This is a genomic window from Paenibacillus pasadenensis DSM 19293, assembly GCF_000422485.1.
GTDB classification, from domain to species: Bacteria; Bacillota; Bacilli; order Paenibacillales; family Paenibacillaceae; genus Paenibacillus_O; species Paenibacillus_O pasadenensis.
The window spans coordinates 214,095-230,704 of the sequence record NZ_KE383848.1; the positions used below are offsets into that span (position 1 = coordinate 214,095).

General features: G+C 64.9%; 16 protein-coding genes and 1 riboswitch. Of the genes, 13 read left to right on the forward strand and 3 right to left on the reverse strand.

The window, feature by feature from the left end; all coding sequences use genetic code 11:
• Positions 1–576: 576 nt before the first annotated feature.
• From H582_RS0113565 to trxA, 3 genes are all read left to right on the forward strand, one after another.
• Positions 577–1,356, forward strand: a complete 780-nt coding sequence (locus H582_RS0113565) for an aldo/keto reductase (protein WP_052333269.1) — start codon at positions 577–579, stop codon at positions 1,354–1,356.
• A gap of 142 nt (positions 1,357–1,498) precedes the next feature.
• Positions 1,499–1,924: an RrF2 family transcriptional regulator gene (locus H582_RS0113570; RefSeq protein WP_028598945.1), complete on the forward strand. Its 426-nt coding sequence runs from the start codon at positions 1,499–1,501 to the stop codon at positions 1,922–1,924.
• 67 nt (positions 1,925–1,991) lie between these two features.
• Positions 1,992–2,303 carry a thioredoxin gene (trxA, locus tag H582_RS0113575; protein ID WP_028598946.1) on the forward strand — a complete coding sequence of 104 codons (312 nt, stop codon included), beginning with the start codon at positions 1,992–1,994 and terminating at the stop codon, positions 2,301–2,303.
• Positions 2,304–2,469: 166 nt separating this feature from the next.
• Here the strand turns inward: trxA and H582_RS27590 are convergent, their stop codons facing one another.
• Positions 2,470–3,003, reverse strand: coding sequence for a DoxX family membrane protein (locus tag H582_RS27590; protein WP_052333245.1), 534 nt, complete (start codon positions 3,001–3,003; stop codon positions 2,470–2,472).
• 281 nt (positions 3,004–3,284) lie between these two features.
• The gene (locus H582_RS0113585; protein ID WP_043111314.1) at positions 3,285–4,628 is read right to left on the reverse strand and encodes a 5'-deoxyadenosine deaminase; all 1,344 of its coding nucleotides are present in this window, start codon (positions 4,626–4,628) and stop codon (positions 3,285–3,287) included.
• Positions 4,629–4,672: 44 nt separating this feature from the next.
• Positions 4,673–4,771, reverse strand: a riboswitch (purine riboswitch).
• A 166-nt stretch (positions 4,772–4,937) separates the two neighbouring features.
• Between H582_RS0113585 and H582_RS31955 the strand changes: the two genes are divergently transcribed.
• The 3 genes from H582_RS31955 (at position 4,938) to H582_RS0113600 (ending at position 7,950) form a co-directional block, all read left to right on the forward strand.
• Entirely contained in the window at positions 4,938–5,099 is a 162-nt protein-coding gene (locus tag H582_RS31955; protein WP_153784460.1) for a hypothetical protein, read from the forward strand.
• A 167-nt stretch (positions 5,100–5,266) separates the two neighbouring features.
• Positions 5,267–6,532, forward strand: coding sequence for a stalk domain-containing protein (locus H582_RS0113595; protein ID WP_028598948.1), 1,266 nt, complete (start codon positions 5,267–5,269; stop codon positions 6,530–6,532).
• Between the two features lie 158 nt (positions 6,533–6,690).
• Positions 6,691–7,950: a molybdopterin-dependent oxidoreductase gene (locus H582_RS0113600; RefSeq protein ID WP_127464408.1), complete on the forward strand. Its 1,260-nt coding sequence runs from the start codon at positions 6,691–6,693 to the stop codon at positions 7,948–7,950.
• A gap of 58 nt (positions 7,951–8,008) precedes the next feature.
• Here the strand turns inward: H582_RS0113600 and H582_RS30150 are convergent, their stop codons facing one another.
• Positions 8,009–8,758, reverse strand: a complete 750-nt coding sequence (locus H582_RS30150) for a YHYH domain-containing protein (protein WP_052333246.1) — start codon at positions 8,756–8,758, stop codon at positions 8,009–8,011.
• A gap of 409 nt (positions 8,759–9,167) precedes the next feature.
• On the opposite strand from H582_RS30150, the gene H582_RS0113615 reads away from it, so the two are divergent.
• From H582_RS0113615 to H582_RS0113645, 7 genes are all read left to right on the forward strand, one after another.
• Entirely contained in the window at positions 9,168–10,181 is a 1,014-nt protein-coding gene (locus H582_RS0113615; protein WP_028598950.1) for a DUF6612 family protein, read from the forward strand.
• 108 nt (positions 10,182–10,289) lie between these two features.
• Positions 10,290–10,511 (forward strand): WYL domain-containing protein, encoded by a 222-nt coding sequence (locus tag H582_RS0113620; RefSeq protein WP_028598951.1) that lies wholly within the window; start codon positions 10,290–10,292, stop codon positions 10,509–10,511.
• A 79-nt stretch (positions 10,512–10,590) separates the two neighbouring features.
• Positions 10,591–11,691, forward strand: a complete 1,101-nt coding sequence (ychF, locus tag H582_RS0113625; RefSeq protein ID WP_028598952.1) for a redox-regulated ATPase YchF — start codon at positions 10,591–10,593, stop codon at positions 11,689–11,691.
• Positions 11,692–11,852: 161 nt separating this feature from the next.
• Positions 11,853–12,926, forward strand: coding sequence for a peptide chain release factor 1 (gene prfA / locus H582_RS0113630; RefSeq protein WP_028598953.1), 1,074 nt, complete (start codon positions 11,853–11,855; stop codon positions 12,924–12,926).
• A 191-nt stretch (positions 12,927–13,117) separates the two neighbouring features.
• Positions 13,118–14,209: a N5-glutamine methyltransferase family protein gene (locus tag H582_RS0113635; protein ID WP_228551735.1), complete on the forward strand. Its 1,092-nt coding sequence runs from the start codon at positions 13,118–13,120 to the stop codon at positions 14,207–14,209.
• 136 nt (positions 14,210–14,345) lie between these two features.
• Positions 14,346–15,122 (forward strand): stage II sporulation protein R, encoded by a 777-nt coding sequence (gene spoIIR / locus H582_RS0113640; protein WP_084137269.1) that lies wholly within the window; start codon positions 14,346–14,348, stop codon positions 15,120–15,122.
• A gap of 223 nt (positions 15,123–15,345) precedes the next feature.
• Positions 15,346–16,572: an L-threonylcarbamoyladenylate synthase gene (locus tag H582_RS0113645; RefSeq protein WP_228551733.1), complete on the forward strand. Its 1,227-nt coding sequence runs from the start codon at positions 15,346–15,348 to the stop codon at positions 16,570–16,572.
• Positions 16,573–16,610: the final 38 nt, after the last annotated feature.

The window sequence follows — 16,610 nt, forward strand, 5'->3', positions numbered from 1 at the left end:
GCTGCTTTTTCGTTCGAATTGATCCGCTTGCGTCCGCTGCGAAGACGACGCTTTGTCGTTCGCATCGTCAGTTCTGCCCACGGCTAAATCGCAGCAGGATGCTTGATCGAGCAGCAGGGGGGTTTACAAAGTTGTATACGGTTGAAAGAAGTTGTGTATAATAAAGGTAACTTAAACGAAGAGAGAGCGCGCCAACGCTCTCTCCGTGCACAAACTTGGATGGAAATCCTCCAGTAACTGCCTTGCCAGAGAATAACCCGTTAACCAGGCGCTAACTTGGACGGGTTATTTTCGTTTTAAGTAGGTGAGCAGAGCGAGGAGAAACATCCCCAGCATGGTCACTTCCTGAAGCGAAAACATAGGCATCACCTCCCGACTGGAGGCTACCTTTTCCGTCCAAGCGTTGTGCTTCCAGCCAGATGACTGATGCCGCCGAATTTGTTTGATTCCGCCCTCCGGTGGTAAAATATAGAGGCGATAAACGGCAGTGAAAACAAAGCGCAAGGAGGCGTTCTCATCGTGACGGTACGACTTCAAGGGCTTGGCGATACGGTCGAGCTGCACAACGGCGTGCGGATGCCGAGGCTCGGCCTCGGCGTCTGGAAGGTGACGGAGGAGGGCCAGGTCGAGCAGGCGATCCGGGACGCGGTCAAGGCCGGCTACCGCAGCATCGATACGGCCAAGGCTTACGGCAACGAGGAAGGCGTCGGACGGGCGATCCGCGAGTGCGGGGTGCCGCGCGAGGAGCTGTTCATCACGACGAAGGTGTGGAACAGCGATCAAGGCTACGAGAGCACGCTGCAGGCGTTCCAGGACAGCCTGGACAAGCTGGGCCTCGACACGCTCGACCTATACCTGATCCACTGGCCGGTCAAGGGCAAGTACAAGGACACCTGGCGCGCGCTGGAGCAGCTGTACAAGGACGGCAAGGTGCGCGCGATCGGCGTCTGCAACTTCCACGTCCATCATCTCGAGGATCTGCTCCAGGACGCCGAGATCAAGCCGATGGTCAATCAGGTCGAGTACCATCCGCTGCTGACCCAGGTCGAGCTGCGCCAGTACTGCCAGGACCAGGGCATCGTGCTGGAGGCGTGGAGCCCGCTCATGCAGGGCAATCTCGACGTGCCGCAGATCCAGGAGCTGGCCGCCAAGCACGGCAAGACGCCGGCGCAGATCGTGCTGCGCTGGGATCTGCAGAACGGCGTCGTCACCATTCCGAAGTCGACGCATGAGAAGCGCATCCGCGAAAACGCCGATGTGTTCGACTTCGAGCTGTCCCACGAGGACATGGCGCTGCTCGACGGGCTCGATCAGGGCAAGCGCTTCGGCCCGGACCCGGACAACTTCAATTTCTAGAACGGCCGATGAGCAGCGAGCCGGGGCGGGATCGAGGAGTAGCCGCGGCCCCCGGCGAGCATGCTAACGGAAAGGGAGGGCCTATTGACAGCCTCAACTGTAACTGGTATTATTACAGTACGAAACGGGGTGGCCGTCTCGCATGAACAGTGAATTCACGATTGCCGTCCACAGCCTCGTCTATCTGGCTTACGTCCCGGAGCGCAGCGCCTCGAGCGAGGCGATCGCCGAGAACGTCTGCACCAATCCGGCGAGGGTCCGCAAGGTGATGGGCTACCTGAAGCGCTGCGGCTACGTGGCGACGAGGGAGGGCTCCGGCGGAGGCTACCGCTTGACGGCGGAGCCGTCGCAAGTGACGCTCAACGACATTTACCAGGCGATCGCGCGCGGCTCGCTCATGCCGAACTGGTGCTCGGGCGATCCCGATTGCGAATGCCTCGTCGGCTCCAACATGCAGGAGGTCATGAACGGCATCTTCTGCGGAGCGGAGCAGCGGCTGGAGAGTTACTTCCAGGGGCTGACGATCGCCGGGGTGCTGGAGCGGATCCATCGCTGCGAAACCTGCTGAGGCTTGGTGAAAGCTGCTGTGGGCGGAGAACCGACTTTATTTTTTCAAATCGAAAGGATGATCGAACATGGCAGTAGCCCTGACGAAAGAAACCTTCAACGAGAGCGTACAGAACGGCGTCGCGCTGGTCGACTTCTGGGCCCCTTGGTGCGGACCTTGCAAAATGCAGCTTCCGATCGTGGAGGAGCTGAGCACGGAGCTGGAAGGAAAGGCGACGATCGCCAAAATCAACGTCGACGAGCAGCCTGAGCTCGCTTCCCAGTTCGGCGTCATGAGCATCCCGACGCTGATCCTGTTCAAGGACGGCCAGCCGGTCGACAAGATGGTCGGCGTGCAGAGCAAGGACGCCCTGAAAAACAAGATCCAAGGCCAGCTGTAAGCATAGCCTGATCGGGCGGATGCATGCCGCTGTGCGACGGCTCCAGCCGAGCTCGGCGGACGGAAGCTCCGCCTGCGATACATCAAGCCCCCGCGGCACGCCTTGAGGCGACCGCGGGGGCTTTTTCGGCTTTTGTCCTAACCCGAGGGCGATTCGTGCGCCGCGATCAAGGCGCAGGGCCTGACGCTGCGGCGGCCTCCGAGCGGGATTTGCCGGGGCGCAGCGCGGCGAGCCTTGGAAGGACGAGCGCGTCGAGTCCGAAGCGCCCGGCGTTGCGTCCGCCCGTGACGAGCAGGAAGCCGATCAGGATCAGCCATGGGTTGAGGCTGAGCGCGCCGGCGAACAGGAACGAGAAGTTCATGACGAGGCCGAAAAACGCCCCCGCCGTCGTGAACAGGCCGAGCAGCAGCGACAGGCCGACGAGCAGCTCCCCCCAGCTGACGAGCAGGCTGAACAGCCCGAGCTGCGGCGATACGAAGTGTTCCAGGAACGAGACATAGGTCGGATAAAGCACCTCGTTCGTGCCGCTGCGCAGGACGGGATTGGCGATCGCATGCTGCACGAAGCCGCCGGCGCTGAACGCTTCGTCCCCGGTCAGCTTGCCCCAGCCGGAGCGCGTCCAGTTCCATCCTGCGTACAAGCGAAGCAGCAGCAGCGCGGCTGCTGCCGCCAGGTTGGTTCTCCACCATCGAAATGCCATGAATAGTCCCCTTTCATGATGCGGCTGGCGAGCCGCGTCCATTTCGGCCTTTGAAGGCCGTCACTTCCGAATCCTCACCTCCATGGGCTTCATCGTATCATCGAGGCGCATGGGGAAAGGACGGGGAAAAAGCTCGGATTTCGGGTGCAATTTTATTCATATCGAAGAAGATGAGTGCGAGAAATGTCGAAATTGACTTCATGTATCGCGATATTCGGTCGCGCATGCACAAAAAGGCCCGCCGGAAGGGGCGGGCCTTGTCGTTCCGTTACTCGGTTCCGCTAAGCCTGGATCGGACTGCGCTTCAGCAGCCGCTTGATCGCGCGGTCGGCCTCATGCAGGGTGACGTCCTTATCGACGGTGAGCATGACGCCGCGATCCATGACGATGCGGCCGTCGACGATCGTCGTCTCTACGTCGGCCCGGGTCGCCGAGTAGACGATGCGCGAGATCGGATCGACGTCGAACGAAGGAAACGTATGGAACTGGTTCAGGTTGAGGATCGCCAGATCGGCCTTTTTGCCGACCTCGAGGCTGCCGATCTCGTCCGCCATGCCGACGGCGCGCGCGCCGCCGATCGTCGCCATGCGGAACACGCTGCGCGCGTCCATCGCCGTCGGGCCGTGGCGCGGCTTGTGGATGAGGGCGGCGAGGCGCATCTCGTTGAACATGTCGAGGTTGTTGTTGCACGGAGCGCCGTCGGCGCCGAGGCTGACGCTGATGCTCGTGTCGATCATCTCCGGCACGTCCGCGAAGCCGGAGGCGAGCTTCATGTTGGAGCCCGGACAGTGGCTCACATGCACGCCGCGCTCGCGGATGATGCGCTTCTCGTTGTCGTCGAGCCAGATGCAGTGCGCCAGGATGAGGCGGTCCGTCGCGAGTCCGATGTGGTCGAGATAGGCGATGTTGCGCATGCCGGTCATCTGCTCGACGAGCTCGATCTCGCCCTGGTTCTCCGAGGCGTGCGTATGCACGTTGACCTGATACTGGTCCGACAGGCGGGCGACCTCGCGCAGCAGCTCGTCGGTGCAGCTGATGACGAAGCGCGGCGAAAAGGCGTAGCGGATGCGGCCGTTGTCGTGGCCATGCCATTTTTCGAGCAGGTCGACGCTCTCCTGCAGCGACGCTTCCGTCTCCTCCTGCAGCGGCAGCGGGATGTCGGCGCCCTTGCGGTCCATCATCACCTTGCCGGAGAGGGCGCGGATGCCGCTCTTCGCGATCGCCTGGAACGCCGAGTCCGTATGATGGACCGTCTCCATGTCGACGATCGTCGTCGTGCCGCTCTGCAGCAGCTCGCCGAGCCCCAGCATCGCCGAATAGTAGATGGATTCCTCGTCATGCGCCGCCTCGAGCGGCCAGATGCGCTTGCGCAGCCAGTCGAGCAGCTCGAGGTCGTCGCCTTTGCCGCGGAACAGCGTCTGGCACAGATGGATGTGCGTCTGGATGAAGCCGGGGATGACGACGCGGCCGCTCGCGTCGATGACGCGGTCCGCCTGGGACGGATCGAGGCTCGGACCGATCGCCGCGATGCGGTCGCCCTGGATGAGCAGGTCGCCGTGCATAATCTCCTCGGTGCGGTTCATCGTCACGATCTGAGCGTTCTGAATTAGGATCGTTGGGGACATAGCAGCTACCACTCCTTGGTCAAAAAAAATAGCCGCGAAAAATACGCCGAGGGCCTATTTTTCGTAGCTAGAAATTTACGGTTTCCGGTAGAGACCCTGAGCCCCATTGCTCAGGATATACGAAAGGATGCGCATTTATGCGGTTGTGGAACCAGAATACTTCATCGGCCGCTGGACTGTCAAGGGAGTGTGAGGTAAGCTGACGCCGCTCCGCGGCCGCTCGCCGATCTTTTTCCAGCTTCATGAACGGCCGATCCGGTTAAAGACGATCAACAACCAAAATCGACTCCAGACAGGGGGAATCGCTCCATGCCGTTTCTGGCCGTTCTGCTCATTCTCGTCGGACTGTTCTTCGGCATCGGCGGGCTGTTCGACTTGTTCGTCGGCACGCTGAAGCTCGTCTTTTATGTCATCGCGATCCTGTTCCTCGGCGGCGGCATCATGATGCTGCTGCGCAAAATCCGCAACTGATCCCGGGCCGTCCCCTGCAGCGGGACGGGCGGACAGAGAGCTTTCTTCGCCGCATGAGACGGCGAGGGAGGCTTTTTTTCGTTTCCAGGACGATCCAATCTATCCATCTCTAAATCCGCGATGATAGAATAGGAGGGAAGATGGTAGACGAGAGGAGCCGATCCTAGATGAATAGCAAGAGACAAGCCGCTTGGGCGGCGAAGCTGGGCCTCGCGGCCCTGCTGCTGGCCGCTCCCGGCGTCGCCGGAGCCGCCGCGGCGTCGGCCGCGCCGCCGGCTGCTGCCGCGGAGTTCCAGCTGGTGGCGCTGGGAGATTCCATTACGGCCGGATTCGAGCCGAACGTCGATTATGCGAAGCAGCAGCCGTACGGCTATGCGGACCGCCTGTACGAGCAGTCGCTGCTTCACGGCCGCGCTTCGTTGGCCAACTACGGCCTGGTCGGCTTGAAGTCCGAAGGGCTGAAAGCGTTCGCCCAAGCGGTGGCCGCAGGCCAGCCGATCGCCGGAGAGGCGATTCAGAGCGGGCTGCCGGACTATCGCGCGGACGAGTTCGGACAGAAGGCGTCCGAGATCCGGGCCGAGCTGGCCGGCGCCGACGCGGTCGCGGTGACGATCGGCGGCAACGACGTCTCCTCGCTGCTGAACGATGCCGCCTCGATGACGGATGAGGCGCTCGAGGCCAAGGTCGCCGAGCTGCTGGGACAGTACAGCCTCAACGTCTCGGCTTCGATCGACGCGCTGCTGTCGGTCAACCCGTCGCTGCGCCTCTACATCGCGGATCAATACCAGCCGGTGCCGATGCTGGCGGGCAAGGATCTGTACGCCAAGCTGAACAAGGCGACGGCCGCGTTCACGGCCAACCTCGACGCGCTGGCCGCCGGCTACAAGGCCAAGGGCGCGAATGTGACGGCGGTGCATGTCGCGGACGACTTCGCCGGCCGCGAAGGCATGCTTACGCATATGGTGTCCGCGCGCGACTTCCATCCGACGCAGGCGGGCTACGCCGTCATCGCCGGGGAGTTCGGCCGCGCGGTGTGGGGCTCCTATACGGAGCTTGCCGCTCCGGCAGCCGGCTCGCCGATGAGCATCTACGTCTCCGGCAAGGCGCTGAACACGCCGTACAAGCCGGTGCTCAAGCAAAGCGTCAACTATGTCGCCATCCAGGACATCGTGAACGCCGTCGGCGCGACGACGGCATGGGATGCCAAGACGTCGACCGCCAACATCAAGTACGGCTCCCGCACGGTCGGCGTGAAGATCGGATCGCCGACGGTGACCGTGGACGGCGCGCCGGTCAAGGTAAGCTCTCCGGCCTACATGCAGAAGGTCGGCGCCGAAGGCAAGACCTATGTGCCGCTGGCGACCGTCGCCCAGGGACTCGGCTTCTCGGTCGTCTACAGCCCGAAGCTGAAGACGGTGTTCATCAATCCTTAAGCGGCGGATCGCCATGATCGCCGGAACGTGAAGTCCGCCCCGCTTTTCCTGGCTGAAGGAGAGGAGGGGCGGACTTTTTGGCCGTCCTGATCCGATTCATGCCGTCCGTCGTTGTCCATCAGGAAGAGAAGCTTGCCGAAAGAAAGGGGTGCAGCAAAATGCGCGGACGCGTAAAGGGGATGCTCGCGGCATGGCGACGGCGGCATGGGCGGAAGCTCGCCTGGCTCCATTCGTGGAACGGCTGGCTCGTGCTGCTGCTCGCGCTGTCGGGCTTGATGCTGCTTGGAGGCTGGTGGAGGGGCGTGCTCGGCGAGGGCCGGGTCTGGCTCAAGGGAGCCCATATCGGACTTGGACTCGCGCTGCTGCTGCCGATCACCGGCTACATCCTGCTGCTGCCGAAGCACTGGAGGCAGCTGCGCGGCAAGCCGGGGCAGCGGGCCAACGTCGCGCTCGTGCTGGCGCTGCTCGCCGGCTGGATCGGATCCGGCCTCGCGCTGTGGGCGCATCGCCTGCTCGGTCCGGGCTGGGCCAATCCCGCCCTGCTCGTCCATGACGCGCTCACCTGGATCGGCCTGCCGTACATCGCGTACCATTCCATCACGCGGCTCAAGTGGCTCAAGGAGCCGGCCCGCCGCACGGTGAAGCCGCCCGAGAGCAGCTCGGCCGGCCGCGGCGGGCTGCATCCGGCCGCCGCGCCATCGCCGCTGCTGACCCGGCGGGCCTTCCTGCGCGCGGCGATCGGCGCGGGACTGGCCGTCGCCGCAGGGCCGTCGTTCCTGCAATGGGCCGGCCGCGCGCTCGGCTCCATGGGCGGCAGCTCGGCGGGCGAGCTTGCCCGGCAAGACGGCAATCGGCTGCTGCCGGCGCCGGAGCCGCAGCCGGGCTCGATTCCTTTGCCCGGAGGCGGGGCGAAGGGGACTTTCCGCGTCTATACCGTGACGCCGCTGCCGACGTTCACCAACGCGGACTGGTCGTTCCGCATCGACGGCCTCGTCGACCGGCCGGAGAGCTGGACATGGGAGCAGTTCGTGCGGCTGCCGCGCGACGTGCAGGTCAGCGACTTCCACTGCGTGACGGGCTGGTCGGTCTACTCCAACACCTGGGAAGGCATCCCGCTGCGGAGGCTGCTGGAGCAGGCGGGCGTGCGGAGCGGAGCGCGGACGGTGAAGCTCTACTCCGGCGACGGCGTCTACGCCGACTCGCTGACGCTGGAGCAGGCGATGGAGGAGGACGTGCTCGTCGCCGTGCTGCATGACGGACAGGCGATCCCGAGCCCGCTCGGCGGCCCCGTGCGGCTCGTCGTGCCGCGCATGTACGCCTACAAGTCGGTCAAATGGCTGAGCCGGATCGAGCTCATCTCCGGCGAGCATACCGGCTACTGGGAGGAGCGCGGCTACAGCAAGGACGCCTGGGTGTGAAAAAAGCCTTCCCGAAGGGAAGGCTCGATGCGCGAAGAATGAGGGCTCTTCGAGGAGGTCAGCGCTTCGTGGAAAGCTCGATGCTCCGGCTGTCCGCGGAAACAATGGATGCCCCGGCCATGCCGGCTGCGTAACGCAGGGGAACGTAATAAGCCCCTTCGATTTGAATGGCCTTGAATCCGGAGAACCCCGCGCTTCCGTTGATTTTCCGCGTTTGCGCTTCAATCTCGAACGCGGTCTTCTTCTGCTTGACGACAGACACTTTGGTCTTAGCGACGTCGAGGCTGAACCCGAAGAGGCGGGAGAAGTCCCTCAGCGAAATATAATTCGTCTGCTGGAGGCTGACGATGCCTTTGTCCAGGGCGGCGAGTTTTTCGTCTACATAAAGCGAAAGGGAGGTCTCTTCGTATTTGGCGCCGCTGTCCGTCGATTTCCGGCAGTCCCAAATCCGTTCATAGTACCGATACTGCGACGAGCTTCCGGTCAGTACATCGCTTACTTTCGTGCAATGAGCCTGAGGCTTGGCTTCATTCGCGATCACGCTCCGGACCGTCGTGGACTTTTTGGAGGATGCCGCGGTCGAAGAGGATGTGGACCCGCTGGACGAGCTGCTGGACGACCCGCTGGACGAGCTGCCGCCGTTATGATAGTGATAGCCGGTGCACAAGCCCTTTCGGATCGATTTCTCGGAGCAGTTGTGCCCTCCGCTGCTGTCGGTTCTCCCGGAGTGAGCGGAAGCGGACAACGGCAGGGACAACAGGGAGAGGAGCAGGATGATCACGACCGCCGGCCGATGGAGCTTTTTCATATCAAGACCCCTTTTCTATCGTTTTCAACTCCATCATAGATGATCCATCCTAAATATGGAATGCATAGAAAAACAGCGGCTCTCCGGTCTGGAGCCGCCGCTGTTTCATCGCTTGCGCCGAGGCGGACGGACGGGGGAATCCTCAGTCCGTCTTCTTCTTTTTCTTGCCGGTGAAGTTGGTCACGGACTTGACATCCTCCACGACATCGTTGACGAATTCCATACTTTGGTTCTTTGCATGCATGGAGGCCGTTCCTTTATAGTTACCTTGATGAGTCTTGTTCTCCATCGCTGTTCACCTCCCCTGCCGGTAGTATGGTTCGGCGGGAGGGCGAAGATGCAGGCGCGGCCGCACGGCCCGTTGCCGGACAGGCTTGGAGCAGGCTTCATCAGGAAAGGAGAGTGCAGCATGAATCCGACCCCGATTCCATTCCGCAAGGAACAACCACATACCGCGTCGGCCGCTCGCCCAGAGGCGGGTCCGCTGCGCCGGACCGCGCTCGCCGCCGGGCTGCTCGCCCTGCTGCTCGCGGCAGGCTGCTCGAACGCAGGCGGAGACGGAGCGGCCACGCCGCAGCCGGCCACGCCGAAGCAAGCCGCCTCGGCGCCCGCCGAGGAAGGCGCGCCGAGCGCCGAGCAGGTGCTCGGCCGCGCCGCAGAGACGATGGCGGACACGAAGAGCCTCGAGCTGTCCATGGAGCTCAAGCAGGACATGGAGACGGACGGCCAGACGACGTCCATGTCGATGACCAACGAGGGGCGCATCATCGTGCAGCCGCTCGCCCTCATGCAGAAGACGGTGAACGACTACATGGGCGAGTCGTCGACGCTCGATTCCTACCTGACCGACAGCGGCTATTATATGTACGATTATTCCAACGAAGCGTGGAGCCGCATGCTGGCGGACGAGGTGCCCAAGATCAAGGCGACGCTGTCCGATTTCCAGATCGCCCCGGCCAAGGAGATCGAGAAGATCGCCGAGCATGCCGCCGCGTTCCGCAGCGGACTCGAGAACGGCGAGCAGGTGCTCGTCTACGCGGGCAGCGGCAGCGACGAGGCGGCCGAGGCGCTCGTGCGCGACCTGCTGCGCAGCACGATGGGACTCGACGACATGGAGGCGCGCGTGCGGGATTCCATCCAAGTGAACGCGCTCGATTACCGCCTCCGCTTCGACGAGGCGACGGGACGGCTGACCCGGCTGGAAGCGACGGCCGACGTCTCGATCGAGTACGATCCGGGCAACCCTTCCCGGCTGAGCCAGACGTTCACGCTCGGCTACAGCGGCTGGAACGAGGCCGAGCCGGTCGTCGTGCCGGATGAAGCCAAAGACGCGCCCGAGGTGATGCCGGCCGACCAAGGACTGCTGGACGCTCTCGGCGAGGATGGACTGGAGGAGCTGGAAGGGCTGCAGGAGCAGCCGTAAGGCCAGGCGAGGCCGCCAAAAATTCCCTTTGCATAAGAACGTACATTCGGGTATATAATCAATATACGAATGTATGTTCTTTTTTGATCGCGAAGGGAGCGGCCCGCAATGAATCTGCGCAAATGGATCGGACGCGACGTGGAATTGATCTATGCCGACGCGGACGGACGGCTGACGCGCCGCCTCGTGAGGCTGGCGCGGGTGGAGGCCGACTACGTCTACGGCTTCGACCGGGAGAAGCGTCTCCCGCGCACGTTCCGGCTGGACGGCATCCTCGCGGCGCAGCCGGCAGACGGCCCCGGCGGCCGGGCCGGGAGGCGGCTCGGCTGAGCGCTTTCCTTTATCATTGCGCCCGCGTCATGTATAATGGCACCTAGATGATTCAGAGAATGTGAAGGAGTTGTTCCCATTGGCGCTCTCATGCGGCATCGTCGGTCTCCCGAACGTCGGGAAGTCGACGCTTTTCAATGCAATCACCCAGGCGGGAGCCGAGTCCGCCAACTATCCGTTTTGTACGATCGACCCCAACGTCGGCGTCGTGGAAGTGCCCGACGAGCGTCTCGATAAATTGACCGAGCTGGTCGTGCCCAAGCAGACCGTGCCGACCGCCTTCGAGTTCGTCGACATCGCGGGCCTCGTGGCCGGCGCGAGCAAGGGCGAGGGACTGGGCAACAAGTTCCTCGCGCATATCCGCGAGGTGGACGCGATCGTCCACGTCGTGCGCTGCTTCCAGGACGAGAACATCACCCATGTCTCCGGCAAGGTCGATCCGCTGGGCGACATCCAGACGATCAACCTCGAGCTGATCCTCGCGGACATCGACTCCGTCGACCGCCGCATCGACCGCTCGCGCAAGAACATGAAGGGCGGCAACAAGCAGTACGCCCAGGAGGTCGAGGTGCTCGAGCGCCTCAAGGCGGCGCTTTACGAGGACCGCGCGGCGCGCAGCGTCGAGCTGACCGAGGAGGAGCGCGTGCTCGTGCGCGACCTGCATCTGCTGACGATGAAGCCGGTGCTGTACGCGGCCAACGTGAGCGAGGAAGAGGTGGCGGACGCCGAGGGCAACCCGTACGTCAAGCTCGTGCGCGAGTTCGCCGCGGCCGAGAACGCCGAGGTCGTGCCGATCAGCGCCAAGGTCGAGGCGGAGATCGCCGAGCTCGAGGGCGAGGACAAGGCGATGTTCCTCGAGGAGCTCGGCATGCAGGAGTCGGGCTTGAACCGCCTCATCCGCAGCGCGTACAAGCTGCTCGGCCTGTACACGTACTTCACGGCCGGCGTGCAGGAAGTGCGCGCCTGGACGATCCGCAAGGGCATGAAGGCGCCGCAGGCGGCCGGCGTCATCCACACCGACTTCGAGCGCGGCTTCATCCGCGCCGAGGTCGTCGCCTACGACGACCTGGTCGCCGCAGGCTCCATGAACGTCGCCCGCGAGCGCGGCCAGCTGCGCCTCGAGGGCAAGGAGTATGTCGTGCAGGACGGCGACGTCATGCACTTCCGCTTCAACGTCTAGGACGGCCGGGCGCCGGACGAGACTCGGCCTCGCTGGAGCCCCGGCTCCCGCGGGGCTTTTCGCATGACCGTTTATGTTCTCCCGTCATATATGGTATAATGAAGGGCAAGGCATTTATCCAAGAACCTACGATACGCAATCCCATACAGAGGTGAAGTCTGGTGTTGGACCGATTACAAGCGCTGGCCGACCGATACGACAAGCTGAGCGAGCTGCTGTGCGATCCGGATGTATCCAGCGATCCTAAGCGGCTGCGCGATCTTTCCAAGGAGCAGTCGGATCTGCAGGGCGCATACGACGCCTATACGGAATACAAGCAAGTGCATGCCCAGTACGAGGACGCCAAGGCGATGCAGGCGGAGAAGCTCGACGACGAGATGCGCGAGATGGTCAAGATGGAGCTCGAGGAGCTCGGCGCGCGCCTCGAGCAGCTTGCCGAGGAAGTGCGCGTCCTGCTGCTGCCCAAGGATCCCAACGACGACAAAAACGTCATCGTCGAGATCCGCGGCGCGGCCGGCGGCGACGAGGCGGCGCTGTTCGCGTCGGATCTGTACCGCATGTACACCCGCTTCTCGGAATCCCAGGGCTGGCGCGTCGAGCTGATGGACGCGAGCGAGAGCGATCTCGGCGGCTTCAAGGAAGTCATCTTCAAGATTTCCGGCAAGGGCGCCTACAGCAAGCTCAAGTTCGAGAGCGGCGCGCATCGCGTGCAGCGCATTCCGGTAACGGAGTCCGGGGGGCGCATCCATACGTCGACATCGACGGTGGCGGTCATGCCGGAGGTCGAGGAGGTCGAGGTCGAGATTCTCGACAAGGACATCCGCGTCGACACGTTCTGCTCGAGCGGCGCGGGCGGCCAGTCCGTCAACACGACCAAGTCGGCCGTGCGTGTGACGCATGTGCCGACCGGCATCGTGGCGACCTGCCAGGACGGCAAGTCGCAGAACGAGAACAAGGCCAAGGCGCTGCAGGTGCTGCGCGCCCGCATCTACGACATCCATCGCCAGGAAGAAGAGGCGAAGATCGCCGGCGAGCGCAAGAGCAAGGTCGGCACGGGCGACCGCAGCGAGCGCATCCGCACGTACAACTTCCCGCAGAGCCGGGTGACGGACCATCGCATCGGCCTGACGTTGCATCGCCTCGACTCCGTGATGAACGGCGACATGACGGAGATCATCAACTCGCTGTCGGTGGCGGAGCAGGCGGAGCTGCTGGAGAAGGAAAACCTCGCCTGATCGAAGCCGCCCGGAGCATCTGACGGCGCAGGCCGGCGGCGATGATCCGAGCAGGCGCGCAAGCGAAGCAAAAAGCTTCTCCCGTCCGGGAGGGGCTTTTTTGCGATCAGGACTCCTCGCTCGAGCGTTCGGGCGGAACGGAGCCGGAGTCGAATTCTAAAGGACAAGGGAAACGGAAAGGGGCGGCGGGCATGGAGCATCGGGAGCTGAAGGACGCAGCGGAGGGCGCTGCGCTTCGGGAGGAGATGGAGTCAGCCAGGGAATACCGGCTGCCTGCGGCAGCGACGATCGCCGAGGCGAAGCGCCATGCGGCGGGCTATTTGGCGGAGCGCGGCGTGGACGAGCCGGAGGACAATGTCTCGCTGCTGCTGCAGCATGTGCTCGGCCGCAGCCGGACCGAGCTGATGCTCGGGGCGCGCGAGCCTTTCCCGGCGGACCGGGAAGCGGCGTGGACCGACGCGATCCGGCGCAAGGGCCGAGGGGAGCCGGCGCAGTATATCGCCGGCGAGCAGTGGTTCTACGGGCGGGCGTTCGCCGTGTCGTCGGCCGTGCTCATCCCGCGGCCGGAGACGGAGCTGCTCGTCGAGGCGGTGCTGCAGGCGGCCGACCGGCTGTGGCCGGAGGCGAAGGGCTCTGCCCGTGCGGCGGAGCATCCGCCGGCTTCGGGGCAAAACGGCGCTGCGGCCGGGACTGGCGGCGAGGCGGGGAGCGCCGCTCATGGCGCGGCCCGCGCCGTGCCGCCCGCCGGGCCGATCGCGCTGGACGTCGGCACCGGCAGCGGCGCGATCGCGCTGACGCTGGCGTCCGAGCGTCCGGGCTGGCAGGTGTACGCCTCCGACCTGTCGGCGGCGGCGCTGGCTGTCGCCCGCGCCAATGCAGAGAGGCTCGGAGCCCCGGCGCGAGGCTTCGCGGAAGGCGATCTGCTCGCCCCTGTCCTCCCGGGCAGCGGCTCGCCGTTCGAGGGGCTGGCGGTCGACATCCTCGTGTCCAACCCGCCCTATATTCCGGCTGCGGACCTGGCCGGGCTGCAGCCGGAGGTGCGGGACTACGAGCCGCGCCTCGCGCTGGACGGCGGAGCGGACGGGCTGGACCCGTACCGCCGGATGGCGGAGCAGCTGCGCGGCATGGCGTCTCTTCCGCGCATCGTCGCCTTCGAGCTCGGCATCGGCCAGTCCCGGCAAGTCGCCGGCCTGCTGGGGGCGTTCGGCTGGTGGGACGACATCCGGATCGTGACCGACTACGGCGGCATCGAGCGCCATGTCGTGGCGGCGCGCACCCGCTAGCCTGGGAGCCGGGCCGGACTCGAATCTCTTTTTCAATCTGCTAGTTTAAAAGAATCGCGGGCGGACATACTGAAGGTAGAAAGCGTTCCGGAACGCAAGCGGCGGTGCCGACGGGTGCCCGAGAGGAGCTTGTGTCATGCTTGGATCATCCCTTTCCTATTCTTCCGTATCCCGCACTTCTTCCTATTCTTCCGTCCGCCGCCCTTATGCCGCTGCGCCGCACGCGTACCGCTTCCCGTTCCGCCTCTCTCACCTGTACCTGCTCGTCAGCCTGGCCGTGCTGCTCATGAGCTGGGAGTCCGTGCGGGAAAACGCGGCGATCGCGCCGGGCGGAATTCCGAACGAGGCGATCCGCCTCCGCATCCTCGCGAATTCGGATTCGGCGGTCGACCAGGCCGTCAAGCGCGCTGTCCGCGACGCGGTCGTCGCCGAGATGAACGGCTGGGCCGCCGGCCCGCAGACGATCGAGCAAGCCCGCGCGGCGCTCCAGGCCCGCATGGGCGACATCGAAGCGGTCGTAGCCCGCAAGCTGCAGGCGCGCGGCTTCGACTATGGCTTCAAGGCCGAGCTCGGCCTTGCGGAATTCCCGACCAAGATCTACGGGGAAAAGGTGTATCCCGCCGGGGACTATGAAGCGCTGCGGATTACGCTCGGCGCAGGCGACGGTCAGAACTGGTGGTGCGTGCTGTTCCCGCCGCTCTGCTTTGTCGACTCGGACTCCGGCGAGGCCGTGCCGAAGGCGGAAGCGGCCGCCGCCAAGGGCGGTGCCGTGCAGGCGAGCGCATCCGTACAGGATGGAGCCAAGACGACGGCAGCGGCCCCGGCGGAGCCGGGCGAGGCTCCGCAAGCGAAGTTTTTCGTATGGGAGCTGCTGGAGTCTCTGTTCGCCTTCCTGCGCGGCTTGTTCGCCTAAAGGAAAATGAGGTCGGGCGCCGCGGTCGCGGAGTCCGGCCTTTTCGGTTCCGGTTCCGAGCGCAGCGTCGGCCGATCGTCGTTTTTCCGCTGCGGATCGCGAAGCGCTGCCTTGGTTTTCGCTTGCCGCGGCCCTCGCCGCTGCAGGGGCGAGCTTGGACGGAGCCGGCGATGAAGGGTATACTGGTACCATGCAAAATGCAGCGGATGGATGGGATGATCGCATGTCTGACAAGCTTCACGAAACGAACCGGCCGACGAAGCGCTGGCCCTCTGCGGAGGGCGGGGCGCTGACGGAGGCCGAGCTGAACGAGGCGGCCGCGCTGCTGGCTGCCGGGGAGACGGTCGCCTTTCCGACCGAGACGGTATACGGGCTGGGAGCCGACGCGCGCAGCACCGAGGCGGTCGAGCAGGTGTTCCGGGCCAAGGGGCGTCCGTCCGACAATCCGCTCATCGTGCATATCGCCGGGATGGAGCAGCTGCGCGGGCTCGTCCGGCCGCTCGGCGAGGCGGAGCGCCGGCTGGCGGAGCGGTTTTGGCCGGGACCGCTCACGCTCGTCCTGCGCGCCGTGCCCGGCGCCGTATCTCCGCGCGTGACCGCAGGGCTGGATACGGTCGCCGTGCGCATGCCGGACCATGAGGTGGCGCTGCGGCTCATCCGCGCGGCCGGCTGTCCGGTAGCGGCCCCGAGCGCGAACCGCTCGGGGCGTCCGAGCCCGACGGCCGCGCAGCATGTGCAGGAAGACCTCGGCGGCCGCATCGCCGGCATCGTGGACGGCGGGCCGACGGGCGTCGGCTTGGAGTCGACCGTCGTCGAATGCGCCGGTCCGGACTCGGTCCGCATCTTGCGGCCGGGCGGAGTGACGCCGGAGCAGCTGCGGGCCGCGGGCTTCAAGGTGCTGCTGGAGGCGGACGGCGCGGGCGGGCACGCCGATCCGGCGCAAGCGTTTGAGGAAGGGATGGGCTCAAGCCCTGGCGGCGCTTCTGGAGAAGGCGCGCTTGCCAGGGATGCTGCCGCAAAGCTTGCCGAGGCGCCGCCGACCGCTCCGGCCTCCGCAGCGGCCGCGCCTGCCGCCGCCCCGCGTTCGCCCGGCATGAAGTACGCGCACTACGCTCCGCGCGGCGAGATGCGGCTGATCGCCGGCGATCGCGAGCGGGTGCGCGCGGCCGTCCAGGCTGCGGCCGACGAGGCTCGCGGCCGGGGGCGGCGCGTCGGCATCCTCGCTTACGAGGAGACGGCGGCGGCCTATCGGGCCGACATCGTGCTCGCCTGCGGCTCGCTGGCGGCGCCGGAGACGGCGGCGCAGTCGCTGTACGCCGTGCTGCGCGAGTTCGACGAGCGAGGCGCGGAGGTCATCTGGGCAGAGGGCTGCCCGACGGACGGCATCGGCCTCGCGCTGATGAATCGATTATCTAAGGCTGCGGGGGGCAGAGTCGAGCATATCGACTGACGTCCCGCAGCCAGCCGGAGGCGAAGAAAGGCTGCGGG

Coding starts and splice junctions, on each gene's coding strand:
- H582_RS0113565 (WP_052333269.1), top strand. CDS start 577: ATGCCGAGGCTCGGCCTCGGCGTCTGGAAGGTGACGGAGGAGGGCCAG.
- H582_RS0113570 (WP_028598945.1), top strand. CDS start 1,499: ATGAACAGTGAATTCACGATTGCCGTCCACAGCCTCGTCTATCTGGCT.
- trxA (WP_028598946.1), top strand. CDS start 1,992: ATGGCAGTAGCCCTGACGAAAGAAACCTTCAACGAGAGCGTACAGAAC.
- H582_RS27590 (WP_052333245.1), bottom strand. CDS start 3,003: ATGGCATTTCGATGGTGGAGAACCAACCTGGCGGCAGCAGCCGCGCTG.
- H582_RS0113585 (WP_043111314.1), bottom strand. CDS start 4,628: ATGTCCCCAACGATCCTAATTCAGAACGCTCAGATCGTGACGATGAAC.
- H582_RS31955 (WP_153784460.1), top strand. CDS start 4,938: ATGCCGTTTCTGGCCGTTCTGCTCATTCTCGTCGGACTGTTCTTCGGC.
- H582_RS0113595 (WP_028598948.1), top strand. CDS start 5,267: ATGAATAGCAAGAGACAAGCCGCTTGGGCGGCGAAGCTGGGCCTCGCG.
- H582_RS0113600 (WP_127464408.1), top strand. CDS start 6,691: ATGCGCGGACGCGTAAAGGGGATGCTCGCGGCATGGCGACGGCGGCAT.
- H582_RS30150 (WP_052333246.1), bottom strand. CDS start 8,758: ATGAAAAAGCTCCATCGGCCGGCGGTCGTGATCATCCTGCTCCTCTCC.
- H582_RS0113615 (WP_028598950.1), top strand. CDS start 9,168: ATGAATCCGACCCCGATTCCATTCCGCAAGGAACAACCACATACCGCG.
- H582_RS0113620 (WP_028598951.1), top strand. CDS start 10,290: ATGAATCTGCGCAAATGGATCGGACGCGACGTGGAATTGATCTATGCC.
- H582_RS0113635 (WP_228551735.1), top strand. CDS start 13,118: ATGGAGCATCGGGAGCTGAAGGACGCAGCGGAGGGCGCTGCGCTTCGG.
- spoIIR (WP_084137269.1), top strand. CDS start 14,346: ATGCTTGGATCATCCCTTTCCTATTCTTCCGTATCCCGCACTTCTTCC.
- H582_RS0113645 (WP_228551733.1), top strand. CDS start 15,346: ATGTCTGACAAGCTTCACGAAACGAACCGGCCGACGAAGCGCTGGCCC.